The 20,607-nt window shown below is 58.2% G+C and carries 20 protein-coding genes; 9 read left to right on the top strand and 11 right to left on the bottom strand.

Translation table 11 applies throughout. The annotated features are described in order from the left end of the window. Positions 1–22 precede the first annotated feature (22 nt). From glcF to MWU60_RS13705, 3 genes are read right to left on the bottom strand one after another with little or no spacing between them, the layout of a single operon-like run. On the bottom strand, positions 23–1,342 hold the full coding sequence (gene glcF, locus MWU60_RS13715) for a glycolate oxidase subunit GlcF (protein ID WP_247227932.1): 1,320 nt from the start codon (positions 1,340–1,342) through the stop codon (positions 23–25). Further along, positions 1,342–2,463: an FAD-binding protein gene (locus MWU60_RS13710; RefSeq protein ID WP_247227931.1), complete on the bottom strand. Its 1,122-nt coding sequence runs from the start codon at positions 2,461–2,463 to the stop codon at positions 1,342–1,344. Before MWU60_RS13710 ends, glcF begins: the two co-directional genes overlap by 1 nt. A 60-nt stretch (positions 2,464–2,523) precedes the next feature. Then, positions 2,524–3,957 (bottom strand): FAD-linked oxidase C-terminal domain-containing protein, encoded by a 1,434-nt coding sequence (locus tag MWU60_RS13705; protein WP_247227930.1) that lies wholly within the window; start codon positions 3,955–3,957, stop codon positions 2,524–2,526. 92 nt (positions 3,958–4,049) lie between these two features. On the opposite strand from MWU60_RS13705, the gene MWU60_RS13700 reads away from it, so the two are divergent. The 3 genes from MWU60_RS13700 to MWU60_RS13690 all read left to right on the top strand — a co-directional run bounded on the left by MWU60_RS13700 (position 4,050) and on the right by MWU60_RS13690 (position 5,561). Beyond that, positions 4,050–4,748 carry a DUF599 domain-containing protein gene (locus MWU60_RS13700; protein WP_247227929.1) on the top strand — a complete coding sequence of 233 codons (699 nt, stop codon included), beginning with the start codon at positions 4,050–4,052 and terminating at the stop codon, positions 4,746–4,748. Beyond that, positions 4,745–5,083, top strand: coding sequence for a hypothetical protein (locus MWU60_RS13695; protein ID WP_247227928.1), 339 nt, complete (start codon positions 4,745–4,747; stop codon positions 5,081–5,083). The genes MWU60_RS13700 and MWU60_RS13695 overlap by 4 nt, the downstream gene beginning before the upstream one ends. Positions 5,084–5,192: 109 nt before the next feature. Then, a complete protein-coding gene (locus MWU60_RS13690) occupies positions 5,193–5,561 on the top strand; it encodes an ABC transporter permease (protein ID WP_247227927.1) in 369 nt (122 codons plus the stop codon). Positions 5,562–5,571: 10 nt separating this feature from the next. Here the strand turns inward: MWU60_RS13690 and MWU60_RS13685 are convergent, their stop codons facing one another. From MWU60_RS13685 to MWU60_RS13665, 5 genes are read right to left on the bottom strand one after another with little or no spacing between them, the layout of a single operon-like run. Then, on the bottom strand, positions 5,572–6,486 hold the full coding sequence (locus tag MWU60_RS13685) for an endonuclease/exonuclease/phosphatase family protein (RefSeq protein ID WP_247227926.1): 915 nt from the start codon (positions 6,484–6,486) through the stop codon (positions 5,572–5,574). A 4-nt stretch (positions 6,487–6,490) separates the two neighbouring features. Further along, positions 6,491–8,557 carry a hypothetical protein gene (locus MWU60_RS13680; RefSeq protein WP_247227925.1) on the bottom strand — a complete coding sequence of 689 codons (2,067 nt, stop codon included), beginning with the start codon at positions 8,555–8,557 and terminating at the stop codon, positions 6,491–6,493. 1 nt (position 8,558) lies between these two features. Then, positions 8,559–11,312, bottom strand: a complete 2,754-nt coding sequence (locus MWU60_RS13675; RefSeq protein WP_247227924.1) for a DUF4159 domain-containing protein — start codon at positions 11,310–11,312, stop codon at positions 8,559–8,561. Then, positions 11,312–12,184, bottom strand: coding sequence for a DUF58 domain-containing protein (locus MWU60_RS13670; protein WP_247227923.1), 873 nt, complete (start codon positions 12,182–12,184; stop codon positions 11,312–11,314). The genes MWU60_RS13675 and MWU60_RS13670 overlap by 1 nt, the downstream gene beginning before the upstream one ends. Continuing rightward, positions 12,181–13,188 carry a MoxR family ATPase gene (locus tag MWU60_RS13665; RefSeq protein WP_247227922.1) on the bottom strand — a complete coding sequence of 336 codons (1,008 nt, stop codon included), beginning with the start codon at positions 13,186–13,188 and terminating at the stop codon, positions 12,181–12,183. Before MWU60_RS13665 ends, MWU60_RS13670 begins: the two co-directional genes overlap by 4 nt. Before the next feature lie 69 nt (positions 13,189–13,257). On the opposite strand from MWU60_RS13665, the gene MWU60_RS13660 reads away from it, so the two are divergent. The 6 genes from MWU60_RS13660 to MWU60_RS13635 all read left to right on the top strand — a co-directional run bounded on the left by MWU60_RS13660 (position 13,258) and on the right by MWU60_RS13635 (position 17,376). Further along, positions 13,258–13,833: a DUF1285 domain-containing protein gene (locus MWU60_RS13660; protein ID WP_247227921.1), complete on the top strand. Its 576-nt coding sequence runs from the start codon at positions 13,258–13,260 to the stop codon at positions 13,831–13,833. Between the two features lie 119 nt (positions 13,834–13,952). Beyond that, entirely contained in the window at positions 13,953–14,273 is a 321-nt protein-coding gene (locus tag MWU60_RS13655; RefSeq protein ID WP_247227920.1) for a DUF1801 domain-containing protein, read from the top strand. Positions 14,274–14,409: 136 nt separating this feature from the next. Beyond that, positions 14,410–15,168 carry a TIM barrel protein gene (locus MWU60_RS13650; protein ID WP_247227919.1) on the top strand — a complete coding sequence of 253 codons (759 nt, stop codon included), beginning with the start codon at positions 14,410–14,412 and terminating at the stop codon, positions 15,166–15,168. 75 nt (positions 15,169–15,243) lie between these two features. Continuing rightward, positions 15,244–15,609 carry a VOC family protein gene (locus MWU60_RS13645; RefSeq protein WP_247227918.1) on the top strand — a complete coding sequence of 122 codons (366 nt, stop codon included), beginning with the start codon at positions 15,244–15,246 and terminating at the stop codon, positions 15,607–15,609. After that, on the top strand, positions 15,610–16,293 hold the full coding sequence (locus MWU60_RS13640) for a YafY family protein (RefSeq protein WP_247227917.1): 684 nt from the start codon (positions 15,610–15,612) through the stop codon (positions 16,291–16,293). 132 nt (positions 16,294–16,425) lie between these two features. Beyond that, positions 16,426–17,376 carry a serine hydrolase gene (locus MWU60_RS13635; RefSeq protein WP_247228024.1) on the top strand — a complete coding sequence of 317 codons (951 nt, stop codon included), beginning with the start codon at positions 16,426–16,428 and terminating at the stop codon, positions 17,374–17,376. 2 nt (positions 17,377–17,378) lie between these two features. Here the strand turns inward: MWU60_RS13635 and MWU60_RS13630 are convergent, their stop codons facing one another. Genes MWU60_RS13630 through MWU60_RS13620 form a run of 3 tightly spaced genes read right to left on the bottom strand, consistent with a single transcriptional unit; the run spans position 17,379 to position 20,474 of the window. After that, on the bottom strand, positions 17,379–17,768 hold the full coding sequence (locus MWU60_RS13630) for an ankyrin repeat domain-containing protein (RefSeq protein ID WP_247227916.1): 390 nt from the start codon (positions 17,766–17,768) through the stop codon (positions 17,379–17,381). A 58-nt stretch (positions 17,769–17,826) separates the two neighbouring features. Continuing rightward, entirely contained in the window at positions 17,827–19,941 is a 2,115-nt protein-coding gene (locus tag MWU60_RS13625; RefSeq protein WP_247227915.1) for a von Willebrand factor type A domain-containing protein, read from the bottom strand. Further along, complete coding sequence (locus MWU60_RS13620) at positions 19,938–20,474, bottom strand: RNA polymerase sigma factor (RefSeq protein ID WP_247228023.1); 537 nt, start codon at positions 20,472–20,474, stop codon at positions 19,938–19,940. Before MWU60_RS13620 ends, MWU60_RS13625 begins: the two co-directional genes overlap by 4 nt. Between the last annotated feature and the right edge of the window lie 133 nt (positions 20,475–20,607).

The raw sequence follows: 20,607 nt of genomic DNA, 5'->3' as shown, positions 1-20,607 counted from the left end.
CAGTTGGGGCAGGATTATGACATTAACGCAAAATTGGGATTTGTGGTTCCTGCTTGCCGGGTGCCGTCAGGGCAGGGGGCTGCGGGCCACCTGTTGCCCAATCCAGCAACTCAACAGTGTGCACGATAGGCACGTCTGTGCCACCGCCGATCTGCATCATGCAGCCGATGTTCCCGGCTGAGATGATATCGGGCGTCAGGGCCTCCAACGTCTGCACCTTAAGATCCTTAAGCTGCTTGGATATTTCCGGCTGCATCAGGTTATATGTGCCCGCAGAACCACAGCACAAATGGCTGTCCGCAGGCTCTAACACTGTAAACCCGGCCTTTTTCAGCAAGTCCTTGGGAAACGTCTTGATCTGCTGTCCATGCTGCAAGGAACATGCCGCATGATAGGCGACCTTTGTGCCCTTATTTTCGCCTTCAGGCATATCGAGTTTCATCAGGATTTCAGACACATCCATCGCGATGTCAGACACCCGCGCGGCATCCGCAGCAAGTGCATCGTTGCGGAACATATGCCCATAGTCCTTCACTGTCGTACCGCAGCCTGATGTGTTGATCACGATGGCATCAAGCCCGTCGCCGTCCATTTCCTTGGCCCATGCACGGATATTCTTGGCCGCCGTCACGTGGCTTTCGTCCTCTTTACCCATGTGGTGGGTCAGCGCGCCACAACAGCCTGCACCCTCAGCAACGACGACTTCGGCCCCTAGTCGGGTCAGCAGGCGGATCGTGGCATCGTTGATATCGGTATTCAGCGCCTTTTGGGCGCAACCCGTCATCAAGGCGACGCGCATTTTCTTGTTCTGCGCAGGGAAGGTCTGTGGATCGTCATTGCGGCTGACGGGTGGGATCGTCTTGGGCGCCATTTCCAACATCGCCCGCAGACGCGCATCCGGCATCAGCCGCGCGAAGGGGCGCCCGATCTTGGCACCCAGCAAGGCCACGCGAAACCGCATCGGATAAGGCAGAATGCGCGCCAAAATCCAACGCAACGCGCGGTCGGACCAAGGGCGGTCATAGTTCTTTTCGATATACGCCCGCGCGTGGTCGACCAGATGCATGTAGTGCACGCCGGAAGGGCAGGTCGTCATGCAGGCAAGGCAAGACAGACAACGGTCGATGTGTTTGACCGTCTTGGCATCCGGCTTGCGCTCATTCTCAAGCATATCCTTGATGAGGTATATACGCCCGCGCGGGCTGTCGAGTTCATCGCCCAGTACCTGATAGGTCGGGCATGTCGCCGTGCAAAACCCGCAGTGCACGCAGGACCGCAGAATTTCATTGGATCGCTTAATGGCAGGATCGGTCAGCTGTTCGGGGGTAAAGGTCGTTTGCATCAGTTCATGATCCCGGGGTTAAGAATGCCACGTGGGTCGAATTTCGCGCGCAGGCCAGCTGTGATCGCGGCCAGGGCAGGGGCTTCAGGTTGGAAGGTTGGCACATCGGCGGTGCCGCGGATCAACGTCGCGTGCCCATCGAAATCGCCCAACGCGGTGCGCAGGTCGCGGCCTTCGTCCGTCAGGGCCCAGATCAGGCCGCCACCCCAATCGTATTGCACGGCTTTGGCGTCCATTTTTGCGGCCAATTCTGCCGCATCAGACGGTTTGGCAGAGATGCGCCAGACGTCGCCGGGCTGTTCCGCAAAGGCGGTCACATCGCGAACCCATGCCCACCCTTCAGCAGAGCCCGGACCTTCTGTCGCGCCAACCTGGATTTCCGCATCTCCGTAAGACGTCAACAGATCGCGTAGTTTCTCCGCGCGATAGGTCACAGACGTCTCGAACCCTTCAACACGGATCATGGTCAATGGATCGCCGAATTTGCTCTTGGGGAAATGCGCGACACCGGTTGCCTCAAAGGGCGACCCAAGGGCCGCAGACATCGCTTGAATGGCTTTGGCATCTGTCAGGCCGCGCAGCATGACGGTGCCAATGGTCTCTACATTCGGCAGCACCTTCAGCGACACTTCGGTCAGCACGCCCAGCGTCCCGTAAGATCCGGTCATCAGTTTCACCAGATCATAGCCGGTCACGTTCTTCATCACGCGGCCGCCGTTCTTGATGATATTGCCGTGCCCGTCGACAAAGCGCACGCCGAGCATGAAATCGCGGCAAGCACCGACGGATATCCGGCGCGGGCCTGATACGTTGGCCGCGGCCATGCCACCCAAGGTTGGCTCGCCTTTGGTGCCAAGCAAAGTGCGGTGATCCATCGGTTCAAACGCAAGACGCTGGTTCTCAGCGGCGAGCACTTTTTCCACCTCAGAAATCGGGGTGCCAGCACCGGCGACAATCGTCAGCGCGCCGGGTTCATAAAGGCTGATCCCGCTCATCGCGGAGGTACTCAACTCATCACCTTCACACCGCCCGATGGGCCGGGTGCCGCCCCCTTTGATCCGCAAGGGGCCGTTGGCCCCGGTGATCATCTGGGCCAGTTCCTCTTCGCTTTTCGGCGTCATGGTTATCTTCTTCTCATGTTCAAAAATACCTCGGGGGAGCGGAGCGGGGGCAGAGCCCCTTTACGCCGCCCGCCGCGCATCGGATGTCTCTAGCGGGAACACCTTGGCGGCATTCAGCAACCAAGCCGGATCAAAGATATCCTTAATGGCCATCTGCGCCTCCAGATCAGCCGGATCGTATTGCACGTTCATCAGATCGCGCTTTTCGATGCCCACCCCGTGTTCGCCTGTCAGGCAACCGCCGACCTCGACACAAAGCTTGAGGATTTCCGCGCCAAATTCTTCGCACAGTTCCAGATCGCCAGGTTTGTTGGCATCAAACAGGATCAGCGGGTGCATGTTACCATCGCCTGCGTGGAATACGTTGCCCACATCGAGGCCAAATTCCTTGGACATCTCGCCAATCCGTTTGAGCACGAAGGGGAGGGAAGACACAGGGATCGTGCCATCAAGGCACATATAATCGTTGATCTGGCCCATCGCGCCAAAGGCTGATTTACGACCCAGCCAGATGCGGCCCGCTTCCTCAGCGTCCTTGGCCTCGCGCAGCTCGACTGGGTTATGGCTGGCGGCGATTTCCATGATCAGCTTGAGTTGCGCGTCGATTTCGGGGTCTGATCCTTCGACTTCAACGATCAAGAGGGCCTCGCACATAGGATAGCCAGCCTTAGCGAAAGCCTCTGTTGCTTCAATGCAAGGGCGGTCCATAAACTCGATAGCGACAGGCAGGATGCCAGCCTTGATGATATCGGTGACAACTTGCCCTGCCACTTCTGAACTGTCGTAGCCCATCAACACGGGCCGCGCGCCCTCTGGCTTGTGCAGGATGCGCAGGGTCGCTTCGGTCACGACGCCCAACTGCCCTTCGGACCCGCAGATCACGCCAAGGATGTCCAAACCACCTGAGTCCAGGTGTGCACCGCCGATTTCGACGACGGTGCCGTCCATCAGGACCATGGTGACCCCCATCAGGTTGTTCGTCGTCACCCCGTATTTCAGGCAGTGCGCGCCACCAGAATTCATCGCGATGTTACCCGCAATCGCACAGGCCAACTGGCTGGAGGGGTCAGGGGCATAGAAGAAACCGTTTGTTTCAACAGCGCCGGTCACAGAAAGGTTTGTCCGCCCGGTTTGCACCCGAATATAGCGGTCATCGTAATTCGTCTCGATCACGTCGTTCATCTTGGCAACACCAAGGATGACGCAGTCGGCCGTGGGCAGCGCACCACCAGCGAGGGAGGTACCAGAACCACGCGGTACAACAGGCACGCCCATTTCATGACAAACGCGCAGGACGTCCGCGACCTCTTTGGTGTTGGCAGGCAGTACCGCGCAGAGTGGCGGGCATTTATATGCCGTCAGGGCGTCACATTCGTAAGCCCGCGTTTCACGTTCATCCGAGATGACAGCGTCGCGTGGCAGGACTTGTGACAAGCGCTCCACAATCTTTGCTTTGCGTGACAGAACGCTGGCGTCTGGTACTGGCATTTCCATGTGGCGACTCCTCCCGAACGGTTGATTGGTAAAAATATATTACCAATTTTGCGATATGGCAAGTCTCAACTGTAGAGGCTACACAATGCATCATGCAAATACTGGATCACATGGCGCTGCTTTCACCCCTTGATTGGACCGCATCGGGCGCAATTGTCGCAGCTTGGTTTGTGCTGGGGTGGATGATTGAACATCCTGGTGCCAAACGCCCGTCTGTGACGATTCTGATGTCAGAGCGGCGACGCGACTGGATGAAGGTCTTTGTGACGCGCGATCCCAGGATTTTTGATAGCCAGATACTGAACAGTTTGCGGCAAGGAACATCGTTTTTCGCATCGACCTGCCTTTTGGCCCTTGGGGCTGTTCTGGCGCTTGCCGGCAATACCGACCCGTTGCGCGGTGTTGCTGCCGAAGTCACGGAAATGGCGGTGCCTGTTGTGATCTTTCAGCTGAAGCTTGCCTTGGTTGCGTTTTTTCTGACCAACGCCTTTCTGAAATTTGTCTGGGCCAACCGTGTTTTTGGGTATTGCGCTGTGATGATGGCCGCTGTGCCAAACGACCCTGATGATCCGATCGCCTATCCACGTGCCGCCCAAGCGGCCGAGTTGAACATCCGCGCGGCAGTCAATTTCAACCGCGGTTTGCAGGCGATGTATTTTGCGCTGGGCGCTTTGGCATGGCTATTGGGGCCGATTGCGTTGATGGTTTCAACGGCAATCGTCGCCTGGGTGGTCTGGTCACGCGAATTTGCATCCCTTCCGCGCAGTATCCTGCTAAAGGATATGCCATGAAATACGCTTTGATTGCCGCTCTGATCGCTGGTCCCGCATTCGCCGATGCCCCTGTTGTTGAAGATGTCACTGTCAACGGTGACCGCTTTAGCGTGACCCTGTCACATCCCGACACCGGATGGGACCATTATGCCGACGGGTGGGAGGTGCTGGACGCTGATGGCAACAGCCTTGGTATCCGCGAACTTTTGCATCCGCATGTGACCGAACAACCGTTCACAAGGTCACTGTCAGGGGTGCAGGTGCCAGACGGGGCATCTGTCGTCTATGTCCGCGCGCGCTGCAACGTGGATGGCTGGTCGGATGACCTGTTTGAGGTCGTGCTGCCCCAGTAATCTCAGCGGGAGATCGACAAGAACATCGTTTTTCTATTGCAACTCTTATTGTTGCCGTATTCATTTGCCAACCATTTCGCGACTTATTAGCACGATGAAAAGATGACGCATGACTGAAACTCCAAAAGACGAAGACTGTGTTTCGAAGAAACCGTGGAGCGAAGTGCTGAGCCGCTCGCTCAAGCTTTTTACATTCAATGCAGCGAAAGAAGGCGGCAAATCATTTGGCCGCATCATCTTTTTCGTCATGCTTGCGATTATTGCGCTGATGGTTGTCACATACGTCGTCGACAGTTTCACCGGGTGGTTCAGCAGTTGGTTTGATTTCTGGCCTTTTAACAGTGCGCCAAACCCCGTGGAAGAACCGGAAAAGTCAAAAGGCTGGTGGCCTTGGGGTCGTGATGCCGAAGTTGAGGTTGAAGCAAGCGGCAGTGAGGACGAGGTGAAATGGTACTGTCGCCTGAACCCGCTGTGCTAATCGTTCCGGCCTACTGACCCAACCGGTAATCGGCGATGACAGGATAGTGGTCGGTTGGCCATTCGCCCGCAAACTTTTGGCGTAATACGATTGGCGGGCCCACCAGTTGGGTGTTGCCTGAGCTGGCGATATGGTCAATGGCACCAAACAGGTTGATCCCGCGATTGAAGTGAAAGGTTGATCCTTGAACTGGCGCAAAGTCCAAACCTGCTTCAGCCAGGATATCGACCACTGTATCGCCGATCCGCCCGTTGAAGTCCCCGATCACAAAGAGCGTTTCATTATCCGCAATCCAAGGCGCAGTGCGCTCTGCCACAAGCTCAATCGACTGGATACGGTTGGATCGGCTGCCAAAGTCGGTGTGCAGGTTCACGACGCGAAAGACCTCTCCACTGTTGTCGTCACGAAACTGCGCCCAGGATGTAAAGGCAGGGAAAGAGCCGTTAAAGGTCCGCGAATAGATGACGTCGGGTGTGTCAGAGAAAAAGAACCAGCCTTGATCCAGCACAGTCAGCCGGTCAGAGCGGTACAGGATGGGCTGCGTTGACGGGAACACGGCAGGATCACCAACGGCCGCTGCTGCATAGTCCGGGTTATTCTCAAGCAGCCAATCCAGCGTCAGATTGATCCGGCCGCCGCTGCCGCGCCCGAAGCTTTCCATTTCCTGAAAGCCGATAACGTCCGCCTGCACGGCCTTGAAGGCCTGATCCAACGGTGTCTTGCGCCGTTCCCAATCACCGACAGACCACGCGCCGGTGTCACGCTCGAGGATAATGTAGTGTACGTTATACGTCGCAATCCTTAGCGTTTGCGCCGTTGGGGCAAGTAGTGGCATGTTGCCGGAATTGCGGATGGTTTGGCAGCCGACAAGCGTGAGCAGTGTCAAAAGTATCGCGCCAAACGCTTTCATGATCGTTACGATCATCCGGTCAACGCCGCCCTTCGCGCAGCCATGCCCCAATCATCAAAAGCGATGCCAAAAGCAGGAAAGCCCATGCGGGTAAGAGTGGGTTTATGCTGATATCTGCTGTGCGGAAAGCGTCGCGCGGGGTGATCCCGATCCAACCCCGCCCAGCGGCGGGACGGCCCTCGCGCACGGTCCGAATGTCGATATCGCCGTCAGAGACCGGCATGATGCCACCGCGCGTGCTTTCCACCAAAGGTGCTAGCAGATCACTGCCAGCAATTGTCTGTTCAAATTCGCGCGGTGCTGCGGGACCAAGCGCGATCACGGCTGTCTCTTCGCCATCATCAAGCCGGTAAAGGCCAATCTCGGGTGCCTGCCAAAGCGTTTCAAATCGTCCGGGCGACACTTCTTCCAGCGTCAGCACGGTTTCTGTACCGTCGGGATGGGTGATCGTCACATCGCCCGTCTCCAATTCAAGCGTGCGGCGGATGATACGCATCGTCTGCCCGGTGGGCTCGACCCAAAGCGCCTCTTCTTCCAGTTCGGGCTCTTTCATCATCCAATGCGCAAGGCGGCGTAGCAATTCAAGCTGCGGCCCACCGCCTTCATAGCCGCGATCCCACAGCCAGGAATGGTCAGAGGCGATCAGCGCGACGCGGCCTTCGCCAATGCGGTTCAGCGTCAGCAAAGGGCGATCATCCAGACCGGACATCACTGTCATCGCGTCTTGCGGGACCAACACGTCAACCAGGCGGAACCAGCGGCCCCAACCCGGGCCTTCGCCGTCGGGGTTGGGTGACAGCGCATCAAGCCCTTCGGTTACCGGATGCCGCGCGCCCAAATCCGTGATTTGCGGTACGAACCCTTCCTCAAACACCCGTGCTGTGGGTGCGCCGGGCAGGATTGCGCCCAAGGGCGAGCGATAGATGCTTTCGGCTGATCCGTACTCTGGCCCGGATGAAATCAGAACCGCCCCGCCTTGCTCAACATACGACCGGATGTTGTCCAGATACGCGCTGGGCAGGATGCCCCGACGGCGGTAACGGTCAAAGATGATCAGATCAAAATCGTGTATTTTTTCAAGAAACAACTCGCGCGTTGGAAAGGCAATCAGCGACAGTTCGTTGACGGGCACGCCATCTTGTTTCTCGGGTGGGCGCAGGATGGTGAAATGGACCAGATCAACAGAGGAATCCGACTTCAGAAGGTTGCGCCATGTGCGCTCTCCGGGGTGCGGCTCGCCTGACACAAGCAGGACGCGCAGCCGGTCGCGCACGCCGTTGATCTGTACAACGGCTGCGTTGTTGCGGTTCGTCAATTCACCTTCAGCGTCGGGGATCGTGAATTGCAGAACGTTCATGCCGCCATGCGGCAGGGTAACCGGCAGTTGGATGTCTTCACCGACGGGGACTTGCACGGTCACCGGTGTCTCACCGTCGATTGAGATGGAGAGCGGCACCGATGTCGCTTCGGGCGCAGCCCCTTGGTCTTCGATGCGCAGGGTCAGGTTGACCTCTTCGCCCAAGATCGCGAAGGCTGGCGCGTTTTCAACAACCAAACGTCGATCCCAGTCATCCGGTTGTCCCGTCAGCAGCGTATGTAACGGCGCGGGCAATCCGGGCGCACGTTCGATGTCGTGCAAGCGCCCGTCCGTGACAAGGATGATCCCCGCGATACGTGCTCGCGGCTCCTCAGCCAAGGCCCCTGACAGCACGGTCATCAACGTGGTACCCAAATCACCCTCGCCATCACCAAGCGTCACTGTGCGTAGTTCGGTATTCGGCTGGCGGGCCAGCTCAGCCTCGATATTGGCAACTGCCGCAGCGTTTTGCGCGGGCCTGTCGCTGATGCGTTGGCTGGCGCTTTCATCCACTACCAATATCACGATATCGGTCAGCGGTTCGCGATCCTCTTGCTGAATGCTGGGGTTGGCGATTGCGGCCAGCAACGCAAGCCCAGCCAACCCGCGTAGCCACCATCCGGGCAGCCGCCGCCACACCGCAAGGATCAGCACCAGCAGGGCAAGGCCTGCCACACCATAAAGCAGCACAAGCGGGATTAGCGGATCAAGGACAAGGGTGTCTGTCATATCATTGCCCCAGCCTGTCCAGCAGATCCGGGACATGAACCTGATCTGATTTATAGTTACCGGTCAGCACATGCATGATGACGTTAACGCCAAAGCGCAGGGCAAACTCGCGCTGCCGCTCGCCTGACATACCGCGCCCAACAGGGAACATACGCCGCCCGTTGCCATCAACGGCCCAGGCGCGCGCCCAGTCGTTGCCGCCGATGATGACCGGGGTCACACCGTCATTGAGGTTGCGAAAGGGCATGCCTTCGATCTGTTCGGCGGTGATGGGGGCCGCCTCAACCCAGACATCGCGGCTGGCATAGCGACCGGGGAAATCTTGAAGCAGATAGAAGGTACGGGTCAGGACGTGATCGGGGGGGATACGCTCGATCCCCGGAATATCAAGTGAGCGGGCGATGGCCTGCAAACGCTGCCCTTCGGGTGAGCCAGAGCCAAACCGCGCGCTGTCCGCATCGCGCGTGTCAAACATGATCATGCCACCAGAGCGTAGGTAACGGTTCAGCTTTGCATATGCCTCGCGGCTGGGCAGTGGTTGATCAGCGGTGATAGGCCAGTAAAGGAAAGGGAAGAACGCCAGTTCATCGGTTTCGATATTCACACCGATGGGTGCCGCAGGTTCAATTGATGTGCGACGAAACAGTGTCTGAGACAGACCCAAAAGCCCGGCCTCCGAGATTCCATCGGTCTCTGCATCTCCGGTCAGGACATGACCCAGCACAACCTCAGATGTGGCGCGCAGGGCGAAGTCCTCGGCGGTTTGCGCTTGCGCTTCTGGTGTCCAGAGGACCAACAATGCAAGCGCCGCAGCCACATCGGCACGCGGGCCGCGCAGCCGTCCGCCGACGGCCAGCGATGCGATCACGTCAATCAGCAGCAGCAACACAGTTGCGCTGAGCAGCCAGCCTTTGAGCGCTGTTTCGCGCACCACCGCCATGCCCTCAACCGCGATACGGTTTGGCCATTGGGCGACGGTCAGCACCGTTTCCGCGTCAATGACGTTGATTGCCAGTTGCCGGTCACCGCCTGCATAAAGGCCGGGCAGCAGGTCAGGTCCGGGGATGCCTGTGGCGAGCGTCTCTCCGGCAACACCGGGCAAAGCGCTGCCATCCTCTAACCGCCCATAGGCGTCCAGCACCCTGTTTGGGAGCCATGTTGTGCCAGCGAGTTCTGTTTCATCGGGGTTCGCTGGGCGCGTTGAAACCGCCAAGCGTTCCAGCATTTGTACGAAAAGACCGGACAATGGCAGGCTTGACCATTCCGCATTGGCTGTCACGTGGACTAGCACGATTTGGCCGTCGCCTGCCAGATTACGGGTGACCAGCGGGGTGCCGTCGGTCAGTTGCGCAATCACGCGGTCGGCAAGGGTTGGATCAGGCTGTGCCATGACCTGACTTGTCACCGTCACGTCATCGGGAACCGGCAGTCCAAAGAACGGGCTGTCCTCAGCAAACGGAGCCAGAGTTTTTGGCTCGCCCCAGCTCATCGCACCGCCAACTGAACGCCCACCCGACCGCAGGCGGACAGGCAGCAGCGGATCAATTTGGTTGCGTCCTTGATCAGAGGCTGCAAGGCGCGGACCTGCGAAACGCAACAGCATTCCGCCGTTTTCGACCCATTCCAGCACGGCCTCCGCCTCAGTCTCTGCCAGATTGGCGACATCGGCGAGAATGATAACATCGGGGTTGGCCAAAAGGATATCGTCCAGCGTCCCGTCAATGATATCCGCCGTCGGCTCAAGCGCCTCGCGCAGGTAATAAAGCGGCGAAAGCAGTTCCAGCCCCTCGCGGTCGTCGCGCCCGGCGATCAGGGCGACCTCGCGGCGCTTCAGCGCGTCGTCGGTCAGGCTGACAGCACCGGCAGAGCGGGTGCCAGTGACTTCAAACCGGGTAATCCTGTTGCGCAGTTCGGGGGGCAATACCATTGCGGTCTCTGACACTGGTTCGCCGGGTGCAAAGCTGAGGGGTACGGTCGCCAACTGCCGCTCAACACCGGCCGGATCAAGGCCGATGGCCGTGATTGTCGTTTCCAGCGGGTTGCCGATGGGCGAGCGTGTTGCCGAAACAATCACTTCGCCATTTTCAAAGCGCGCTGGGCGCAGGCCAACAGTCTGGCGCGGCGTCTGGAACACGGTCACAGCACCTCGGCTTTCCAATTCTGCCAACAGGTCTTCGCGACCGTCCCATTCCAGCCCGTCGGATATCCAGTAGGTTTCAAACGGTCCTTCGGTCTGCGCAAACCACGCAACGCTTTCGCTGGGCTGCCAAGGTAGCGGCTGGATGCCAGCCAATCTGTTCTGCCAGTCGTTTGGCGCTGCAAAGGGCAACCCATCTACCGGCAGATCATTGAGGTTGATCACCGCTGCACGGCGATCCGCCAATGCGGCCTCGGTCAGAAGCGTATCAACCCGATCGAGCCGGGCTTGCCAACTGGTAGCACCGGCCCATGAGCCATCTAGCAAGATCACCAAATCGCCCGATCCTTCGCGAGCGTTCTGCGGGTTCAGGACAGGACCGGCAAAGCCGATGATCGCTGCCGCAACCGCGAGGATGCGCAACAGCAAAAGCCACCAGGGCGTGCGGTCTGTTTGGTTTTCGTCGTCGGTAAGGCCCAATAGCAGCGCCACACCGGGGAACCGGCGTCGGATTGGTGCGGGTGGCACAGCACGCAGTAAGATCCACAAGATCGGCAAGACAATCAGACCAAGCAAAAGCCAGGGCGCCGCGAAACCTATGGGACCGATAGACCACATCAGGCGCGATTCTCCAAAGCGCCATAAAGCCAAAGCAAGGCGTTGGTGGGACTCTCGCCGGTGTGGTGCGTCTGGAATTGCCAGCCGGTGATGCGCGCAAGATGTTGTAGCCGGTCTTTGCGTTCGGCAAGCCGGTCAAGGTAGCGGCTTTTGAGGTCGCCAGCCTTGAGCGTTTCGTGCTGGAGGGCACCTGACATGCTTTCAAAAATCGTGCGTCCGTCGAAGGGGAAAGCCTCCTCTTGCGGGTCGAGCACTTGCAACAGTGCGCCACCTACGCCCCGATCTGCGGCACGCAACAGCGCCTCTTCGATGGGTTTGATGTCCCCCAGAAAGTCACTGATGAACAAAGCGCGCGAATGCGGCAGCATCCCTTGGGCTTCTGGCGCACCGTAATCGGTGTCGTCTTGTTCCGACAAAAGCTGGGCCATCTGCATAAGCTGCGCCTCGCCTCGGCGTGGGGGCAGGCGCAGGCCGGTTAATCCGACACGTTCGCCACCTCGGATCAAAAGGATCGCGCAGGCGAGGCCAAGTGTGCGGGCACGTGCGGCTTTGGTGGGCAGGTTATCGTCTGACCCGAAAGACATTGACGCGGCCTGATCCACCCAGAGGATGACCGACTGCGCGATTTGCCATTCCTTGTCTTGCACGAAATTCGCATCTGACCGGGCAGAGCGGCGCCAGTCGATGCTGCGTGCCTCGTCATGCGGCTGGGCTGGGCGGTACTGCCAGAAGGTGTCTCCTGTGCCTGCTCGTCTGCGTCCGTGTTCGCCCAAAAGCACCGCCGACGCCAAATGCTCTGCTTCCGCCAGAAGCGGAGGCAGCGGGGCGGCAAGCGCCTCGGCGTCGGATCTCAGGGCGAGGGAGTTGGTCATGCGGCGTTGGCCACGGTCGTGATTTGGTCTGCGACTGTGTTGATAACGTGATGAATGCTCTCGCCGCGTGCGCGGGCGGCAAAGGACAGGGCCATCCGGTGTTCAAGCACAGGCACGGCCATCGCGCGCACGTCTTCTGCGGATGGCGCAAGGCGACCCTCCAACAGCGCTTGCGCACGTACGGTTAGCATAAGCGCTTGCGCCGCACGGGGGCCGGGCCCCCAGCTGACGTTCTGCCGGATGATATCAGGCGCGTTTTCATCATCTGGACGGCAAGCGCGGACAAGGTCGAGGATCATTTCAACGATGTTGTCACCAACCGGCATGCGACGCAGGACAGTTTGCGCGTCCAACAGTTCTTGCGCGGTGAAGACGGGCTTGGACTGTGCTTCTTCCACACCTGTCGTCGCAATCAGAATGTCTTTTTCGGTCGCGCGATCCGGGTAGGGCACGTCGATCTGCACAAGGAAACGGTCAAGCTGCGCCTCTGGCAGCGGATAGGTGCCTTCCTGTTCGATCGGGTTTTGGGTGGCAAGCACGTGGAACGGCACGCCCAGTGAGCGATGTTCGCCCGCGATCGTGACTTCTTTCTCCTGCATGGCTTGCAGCAGCGCCGACTGGGTCCGGGGCGAGGCGCGGTTAATCTCGTCGGCCATCAAAAGCTGACAAAAGATCGGGCCTTGAATGAAGCGGAACTTGCGCTTGCCGTCATCGGTGGTTTCCAAAACCTCGGACCCCAAGATATCCGCAGGCATCAGGTCCGGCGTGAACTGAATGCGATTGCCATCAAGGCCCATCACAGTCGACAGCGTATCAACCAACCGTGTCTTACCAAGGCCCGGCAGTCCGATCAGCACCGCATGCCCGCCGCAAATCAGCGCGGTCAATGTCAGGTCGACAACCCGAGGCTGGCCGATAAAACGGGCCGAGATGCTGGTGCGGGCTTCACCCAGCTTTGCGCCCAGTTTTTCAATTTGGGCGACAAGATCGGCATCGTTGGCCATGACATTCCTCCGGTTGAACTATATCTTTCATAACAACAGATAATACCATCACACCCAATGGCAAAAACAATGACCACACAAAAGATTGTGACCCCCTCCGCAGAAAGCCTCGCAAGTAGCGCCCGTGCTGCCCAAAAGGGCGGTTTGCCGCCCGTGCATTTGTGGAATCCGCCCCATTGCGGGGATATCGACATGCGCATCGCGCGCGATGGAACGTGGTTTTATATGGGCACGCCGATTGGGCGGCCGGAGTTGGTGAAGCTCTTTTCAACCATTCTGCGTCGGGATGGTGACGATTATGTGCTTGTGACCCCGGTTGAAAAGGTTGGGATCACGGTCGATGACGCGCCATTCGTGGCGGTGGACTTCAATGCCAAAGGCGACGGGCTTGAGTTCGAAACAAACGTTGGTGACCGCATGATCGCCGGACCAGATCACCCGATCCGTGTTGTGCGCGATGCTGAAACAGGCGAGCCGTCTCCTTATGTGCTGGTGCGTGCCAACCTTGAAGCGCTCATCGACCGCAAATCATTTTACCGTCTGGTGGAGATCGGCGAACATGCGGACCATGAAGGCGCGGAATGGTTTGGTATCCGCTCGCAAGGTGTGTTCTTTCCGATCATTCCAGCCGCTGAGTTGGCGTAACCCGCGTCAAGACATGTCAGCGGACTTCGCATAGCGCACTTCCCATTTGGCAGTTGTTGGTTAGAGTCCTGATCGCAATCTTTGTAGTAAGCAACGCACCACAACAAAGGGGGAAGATCATGGATCAATCAAAGGCTGACGAAATTAGTCTTGCTGTAAAGAAACTGATTGTTCAGCTCGCGCCTGATGTGCGTTTTGTCCCAAAATATGGTGGTGAAGTGTTTGCTCTTGATCCTAATGATGACAAGCATTTTTTCGGTGGTGTCTTCAGCTACAAAGACCACGTGTCTGTCGAATTCTCAAATGGCGCATCGTTTGACGACCCAGATGGTCATTTGGAAGGTGCTGGCAAGATGCGGCGGCATCTGAAATTACACACGCTTGATGAGATGAACGAAAAAGAGCTGACGACGTTTGTGCGGCAGGCGATCCCGGACTAAGGCGTTGAAAATCATTCTTCACCGGTTTCCGGCGGCGTCGGCGAGCGGCCCGAACACTTGCTGCTGACTTGCAAAGAAGACGGAATTTCGGTTTCGTGCCGCCGATGTCCAAACACATGCGTCTCAAGGATACTTCATGCCGAAATTTTGCGCCAATCTGACTTGGCTTTTCACCGAACTTCCATTCATCGAAAGGTTCGCTGCTGCAAAAGAGGCAGGCTTTGACGCGGTTGAGGTGTTGTTTCCCTATGACGTGAATGCGCAGGACATCGTGAATGAACTTGGGCGGTATGAGCTGCAAATGGTGCTGATCAACTGCCCGCCGCCCAATTACACCGGTGGCGACCAAGGTTTTGCCGCGGTCCCGGGGCTGGAAGAGCGATTTAAGAAGGACTTTATCCGGGCGCTGCGCTACTCGCGGACTTTGGGTGCAAAGCATTTACACATCATGTCTGGTGTGGCCGAAGGACCCGAGGCGAAGGCGACGTTTATCAACAATCTACGTTGGGCTGCCGGTGAGGCCCCGCAGCAAAGCCTGACGATTGAGCCGATGAATAATGATACGATGCCCGGGTATTTCCTGAATGATTTTGATCTGGGGCGTGAGGTGATCACTGCAATTGATGCGCCCAACCTCAAACTGCAGTTTGATACCTATCATGCCGCCAGGATCACTGGCGACGTCATTGGCACTTGGGACGCAATGCGGGATATCACGGCGCATGTGCAGGTCGCGCAGATGCCGGACCGGGATGAACCGGGTCAGGGCGACATCGACTATCCTGCCTTTTTTGCGCAGCTTGATGCTCAGGGCTACAGGGGTTGGGTTGCGGGGGAATACAAACCGCGCACGACCACCGAAGCGCGCTTGGGCTGGATTAGTGACATCTGCTGAAAACATGCTGACATAATGCTGTCAGCAGGGGTATGGTTAAAGATGTTCATCAACCTGAAATCAAGGAGATGAAACATGGCTGATCGTACAATTATGGCCTGGGGTGAGATTCCAGTGACTGACATGGACAAGGCTGTGGCCTTTTACAACGAAGTCTTCGGCTACGAAATGGAGATAGACAACTCCGGCCCCAACCCGATGGCTGTTTTGGGCAGCATGGACAGCAGTGCCGGCGCACATCTTTATCCGGGCAAACCTGCGCCGGATGGCGGCAACACCATTCATCTTGCGATCACGGATAAGTTGGAAGACGGCATTGATAGGTGTTGGAAAGCAGGCGGTCAGGTGGTCAGCCCACCGATTGCTATCCCCGCTGGTCGTTTTGCCTATGCCAAGGATCTGGATGGCAACTCTATCGGTCTGTTTGAGGCCGCAGCCTAAATGCGCCGTGCTGACCGCCTCTTTCAGATCCTGCAATATCTGCGAGGCGGTCGCCTGACCACGGCGGCTCAACTGGCCGACAAACTTGAGGTTACGCCACGCACGATTTACCGCGATGTGGCCCATCTGATTGGTTCCGGCGTCCCCATCGAAGGGGAAGCCGGGGTCGGTTATCTGATGCGCGACGGGTATGATCTGCCGCCTTTGATGTTCACCCATGATGAGATTGTTGCGCTGGTCTCGGGCGCGCGTATTCTGCAAACATGGGGCGGCACGAAAATGGCCGCCGCCGCGCAAGAGGCGCTGGTCAAGATCGACGCGGTTTTGCCAGACGACGCGCGCCAACAGGTCGGCCAAGTGAACGTGCATGCGATGGGTGGTGCAGAACAGCGCGGGCAATGGCGTGATTATCTGGACCGGTTTGAGGCCGCATCCGAGGCGCATATCAGACTTCAGATCAGCTATGGCGATGAAGCGGGTCAACAGACGAAGCGTGTCGTGCGGCCCTTGGGCGTGTGGTTCTGGGGAAAGGTCTGGACCGCGATTTGTTGGTGCGAATTGCGCGAAGGGTTTCGGATGTTTCGACTGGACCGCGTGTCAGAGCTGCAAGAGCTTGATCGCTACCGGCCCATCAAAGGCCAGACCCTGCGCGAATTCTATGAGACACAAGCCTATCGCTGCTGACCCCACGCGATTGTTTGTGGCGTATTGAGCGCTGTGATCTATCCTTCCTTTCGGAACACAAGAAGGGTTTGCCTATTGCAACTGAGACGCCGCACATTTCTGTCAGGTAGCCTCGCGACTTTGGCCACGCCGATGCTGGCACAGATGGACCTTTGGGCGCAGATATCGGGTGCTGCCCGTAGTCTGGATCAATGCCACGCCTTGATGATCCGGCAATCAGGGCAAACTGTCCTTTCAGAGGTGTTTCGCGGTCCCGCTCTGGGCCGTGCCGTCCCCATCAAATCGGTGTCAAAAACGATTGTTGCGGCATTGACTGGTGCCGCTCTGGACCGCGGTGAGCTGCCGTCAATCAATGCGCGTCTGGGCGACGTGGCACCGCGTTTAATCCCCGCCAATGCTGATCCACGGGTTGCACAGCTCACAATCGAAAACCTCATCACCATGCAGGCCGGACTTGAACGGACGTCGGGTGCCAACTACGGTGAATGGGTCAGCAGCAGCAACTGGGTCGCAAATGCGCTGAGCCGCCCGTTTGTCGCGGAACCGGGATCGCGGATGCTCTATTCCACAGGGTCTTTTCACATCTTGGGCGCAGTTCTGGCCGAAGTGTCGGGGCAATCGCTTCTGACATTGGCGCGCCAACGCTTGGGCACGCCCTTGGGCTTTGATGTGCCCGCCTGGACTCGCGACCCGCAAGGGCGCTACTTGGGCGGCAATGAAATGTCGCTGACGCTGGAGAGCATGATCCGCTTTGGCGAGATGTACCGGATGGGCGGGGCTATCGGAGATAGACGTGTGCTGAGCGCTGATTGGGTCAGGCAATCGTTCCAACCACGCACACGGTCGGTCTTTTCGGGGCTCGGTTACGGCTATGGCTGGTTTTTAGGCGAGGGGGCAGGGGTGCGCTATGCGCTGGCGCGCGGCTACGGCGGGCAGATCATCTGTGTGGCGCCGCAGGTGGAACTGACACTCGCTCTTACATCGGATCCGATGCGCCCTGCGCGCAGCGGCGGCTACTTTGGAGACCTGCAAAGGTTGATCGAAGGCCAAATTCTGCCGTTAGCGCGAACCCAGATGTCCTGACGCTACCGTTGCGCGAATAATCGGCGCAGTAGCGCGCTATCTGCCTGAGCGGTCATTGACCGAGGCGTTTCATCGAATTCAGAAACAATATCGGGGTCCGCACCGCTGTCGAGCAGCAACGCGACAACCTCTGCATTCCCTTTGCGCACGGCAATGTGCAAGGGCGTCTCGGACATATCGCCAAGGGCGTTCACATGCGCGCCAGCCTCAAGCAGCAGTTTGATCCCATAAGTGTTGCCGCGTTGGGTCAGTACATGAAGCGGCGTGTCGCCCTCAACATCAGTACTGTTCACCTGCACCTCTGCCTTGCCCATTTGAGCAGGGAAAAGCGTGTCAGAACAAGACGCGAGGATCTCTTCCAGGGATTGGCGGCTTTTGATGCGTTTGGGCATGAGGGTACTCTGATTTCCCCCACCTTATGATACATTATAAGGTGGGGAAATGGGGCGATTATTGTGACAGACTTTGTGCCAGACGCATCAGTTGCACCGCCTCGGTCCGATATCCGAAGTCATCTGAGCCACGATTGGCATTTGCCAGTGCGATTGCATCGTCATAACTCCAGTCGCCCAGATACTGAGGATTGCGTAGCAACTGACCAAACCCGGCAATTGCGGCGGCAAAATTCGCCTCGGTCCCCGGAATGCTGCTGCCGACAATCGGCGTTTCGATCAACTGGCTGACAGCTTCGCCGGGTTCTTTGTAACGCAGCTTTAGAAAGCCTAATTCGTCCGACGTTGCAGCCACGGTATTCGGGGCATAGCGCAATGGATCGCTCAGTTGCGCAGGGCTACCCACCGGCGTGACCTCATAGATCGCGGTCACGGCATGGCCTGCACCCAGTTCACCCGCATCTACAGCGTCATTGTTGAAGTCCTCGCGGTTCAGCGCGCGCGTTTCATAGCCAATGAGACGGTATTCAGCGATCTGAGCAGGGTTGAATTCGACCTGCACTTTCACGTCGCCTGCGATGGGGAAAAGCGCGCCCGAGAGTTGATCCACCAACACCTTTTGCGCCTCGGATAGGGTGTCGATATAGGCCGCTGTGCCGTTTCCGTTCTGGGCCAGCGCTTGCATCGTTGCATCATCCAGATTGCCACGGCCAAAGCCAAGAACGCTGAGGTAGGTGCCGGTGTCCCGCTTATCGGCGATGAAGTCTTTAAGCGCGTCAGGATTGCTAAGCCCCACGTTGAAATCGCCATCGGTGGCAAGGATCACGCGGTTCACTTCGCCGTCTTCTCGCATTGCTTCTGCGACGCTATAGGCCTGCTCCAGCCCGCCTTGCCCATTCGTGGACCCTCCTGCACCGAGGGACTGGATCGCTTGCAGGATCACCGTTCTTTCAGACGCTGCCGTAGGGGCCAAAACCTGTCCTGCGCTGCCGGCGTATTCGACAATGGCGACCTCATCCTCGGGGCGCAGCTGATCCAGCATCAGCCGGAAAGATTGCTTCAGAAGCGGCAGCTTGGTCGGGTCATCCATCGACCCAGAGGTGTCGATCAGGAACACAAGGTTCAGCGGTGGCCGTGCGGCAATCTCGGGCATTTGACCCTGCAAGGCGATATGCACCAGCTGGGTGTCTGCGTTCCACGGGGTCTGGAAGGTGGTCACCGTAGGCCGGAAAGGTGCCTCGCCTGCGTCAGGTGCGGGATAGTCGTAGGGGAAGTAATTGATCAGCTCTTCGATCCGTATCGCCTGAGTGGGGGGAAGTTGGCCACGAGAAAGAGAAGAGCGCACGACTGCATAAGCGGCAGTATCGACGTCGATGGAGAAAGTCGAAACCGGGGTGTCAGCCGTGATCTGCAACGGGTTGGTGTCGGCGTTGGCAAAGGTTTCAGTGTTGCCGATGACAGGGGCTGCGACATCGTCTGTTGGTGGCGGCGGCAGCGCAATGGCCCGCGTTTCAGCGGTGAGGTTAGAAACCGCAGGCGCATCCTTTGGTGCCGCGGGAGATGCCAGAACTGTGGTTCGTTCCCTGAGTGCTTGAGGTTCTGGTACTGCAGGCGCCAGATCACCGCTTTCCAAATTAAGGGTTTGGATGCTTGGCGCTATTGATGACGGTTCCTGCGGCGCTGGGGTTGAGCGATCGGTAAACGTCTCTTCCGGCGCAGGCACTTCCAAGGGTCCGCGCAAAACCTCACCGACGATCTCGGCTGGCGCGTCTTGAATGATCATATCGGAAGACAGTTCTTCTTGCAGAAGCGGGCCACTCTCAAGCTGCGGCGCGAGGGTCTGTCCATCAAACTCTGTCATCGTGATCTGCGGGGCCGATGGTGGGCGCAGCAAATCCTGGCCTTGCGGGGTCAGCACAAGAAATCCGCAAGCGACAAGTGCGGTGGTCGCGGTCAGCCCGCCTTTGGTGGTTAACGTGTTCAGCATGGTCTTCACTCCTGTCCAAAGGCCTTTTGGCCCGGTTACAGAAGTGGGACGCGCCGCATCGCGTGATCCTTGGAGGTCGGCAAAGTTTTTCTGCGCCAATGCGATGCTTTCCGCCCGCCGTGCCGCATCCGGGCGTGGGGTCGCGTCCTCCATCATGGCTTTGAGGTCGTTCAGGTCATCATTCATACCGCGTCCTCCTTTTCCTTTATCGCGCGGAGCGCTTTTTTCGCCTCTGAGATGCGCCAGCTGACTGTGCCCTCGGACACCTCAAGAACCTCAGCGGCTTGCGCGTGGGTCATATCGTCCAGAACCAAGGCAAGCGTGTCACGCAGGTCTTCGGGTATTTGGTTCATGGCTGCCGTCAACCAATCCAGTTTGGCGGTTGTATCTTCCATCGCCGCCGTACGGCTCATTTCCCAGTCACCCCAGCCGGTTGTGGCCTTGGCATAGGTGGCCCGTTTGCGGCGGCGGTCGTGGGCGGCATTGACGGCCACGCGGTAGAGCCATGTCGTCACTTTCGCCCGGCGTTGATAGCTACCTAGTTTGGCAGGCAGGGCAGCACAGATATCCTGGGTCAAATCCTCGGCTTCGCTGCGCGATCCGGTCAGGCGAAAGCAAAACGCAAAGAGTCGGTCATAATGCCGATCAAGCAGGCTTGCGAAAGCCGCGCCGTCGCCGGCAGCGGCCGCTTGGGCCAGATCTTCGTCGCTTGTCATCATGCGCATCACGGTGGTTTGACGCAGGCCGGACGTCAATCCTTGGTGGAAGGAGAAAGTTTTTTGGATTTGTCGGGAAATCTCGCCTTGCCGGGGTGGAAATGAAAAGCTTTTCCCAAAGTCCGTGCACGTTCTA

Origin of the sequence: Yoonia sp. F2084L, assembly GCF_023015625.1 — a bacterium.
Lineage (GTDB): Bacteria > Pseudomonadota > Alphaproteobacteria > Rhodobacterales > Rhodobacteraceae > Yoonia.
The sequence above is the reverse complement of the archived record's forward strand: the minus strand, read 5'-3'. Positions and strand labels throughout refer to the sequence as shown.

Coding starts and splice junctions, on each gene's coding strand:
- glcF (WP_247227932.1), bottom strand. CDS start 1,342: ATGCAAACGACCTTTACCCCCGAACAGCTGACCGATCCTGCCATTAAG.
- MWU60_RS13710 (WP_247227931.1), bottom strand. CDS start 2,463: ATGACGCCGAAAAGCGAAGAGGAACTGGCCCAGATGATCACCGGGGCC.
- MWU60_RS13705 (WP_247227930.1), bottom strand. CDS start 3,957: ATGGAAATGCCAGTACCAGACGCCAGCGTTCTGTCACGCAAAGCAAAG.
- MWU60_RS13700 (WP_247227929.1), top strand. CDS start 4,050: ATGCAAATACTGGATCACATGGCGCTGCTTTCACCCCTTGATTGGACC.
- MWU60_RS13695 (WP_247227928.1), top strand. CDS start 4,745: ATGAAATACGCTTTGATTGCCGCTCTGATCGCTGGTCCCGCATTCGCC.
- MWU60_RS13690 (WP_247227927.1), top strand. CDS start 5,193: ATGACTGAAACTCCAAAAGACGAAGACTGTGTTTCGAAGAAACCGTGG.
- MWU60_RS13685 (WP_247227926.1), bottom strand. CDS start 6,486: ATGATCGTAACGATCATGAAAGCGTTTGGCGCGATACTTTTGACACTG.
- MWU60_RS13680 (WP_247227925.1), bottom strand. CDS start 8,557: ATGACAGACACCCTTGTCCTTGATCCGCTAATCCCGCTTGTGCTGCTT.
- MWU60_RS13675 (WP_247227924.1), bottom strand. CDS start 11,312: ATGTGGTCTATCGGTCCCATAGGTTTCGCGGCGCCCTGGCTTTTGCTT.
- MWU60_RS13670 (WP_247227923.1), bottom strand. CDS start 12,184: ATGACCAACTCCCTCGCCCTGAGATCCGACGCCGAGGCGCTTGCCGCC.
- MWU60_RS13665 (WP_247227922.1), bottom strand. CDS start 13,188: ATGGCCAACGATGCCGATCTTGTCGCCCAAATTGAAAAACTGGGCGCA.
- MWU60_RS13660 (WP_247227921.1), top strand. CDS start 13,258: ATGACCACACAAAAGATTGTGACCCCCTCCGCAGAAAGCCTCGCAAGT.
- MWU60_RS13655 (WP_247227920.1), top strand. CDS start 13,953: ATGGATCAATCAAAGGCTGACGAAATTAGTCTTGCTGTAAAGAAACTG.
- MWU60_RS13650 (WP_247227919.1), top strand. CDS start 14,410: ATGCCGAAATTTTGCGCCAATCTGACTTGGCTTTTCACCGAACTTCCA.
- MWU60_RS13645 (WP_247227918.1), top strand. CDS start 15,244: ATGGCTGATCGTACAATTATGGCCTGGGGTGAGATTCCAGTGACTGAC.
- MWU60_RS13640 (WP_247227917.1), top strand. CDS start 15,610: ATGCGCCGTGCTGACCGCCTCTTTCAGATCCTGCAATATCTGCGAGGC.
- MWU60_RS13635 (WP_247228024.1), top strand. CDS start 16,426: ATGCTGGCACAGATGGACCTTTGGGCGCAGATATCGGGTGCTGCCCGT.
- MWU60_RS13630 (WP_247227916.1), bottom strand. CDS start 17,768: ATGCCCAAACGCATCAAAAGCCGCCAATCCCTGGAAGAGATCCTCGCG.
- MWU60_RS13625 (WP_247227915.1), bottom strand. CDS start 19,941: ATGAATGATGACCTGAACGACCTCAAAGCCATGATGGAGGACGCGACC.
- MWU60_RS13620 (WP_247228023.1), bottom strand. CDS start 20,474: ATGATGACAAGCGACGAAGATCTGGCCCAAGCGGCCGCTGCCGGCGAC.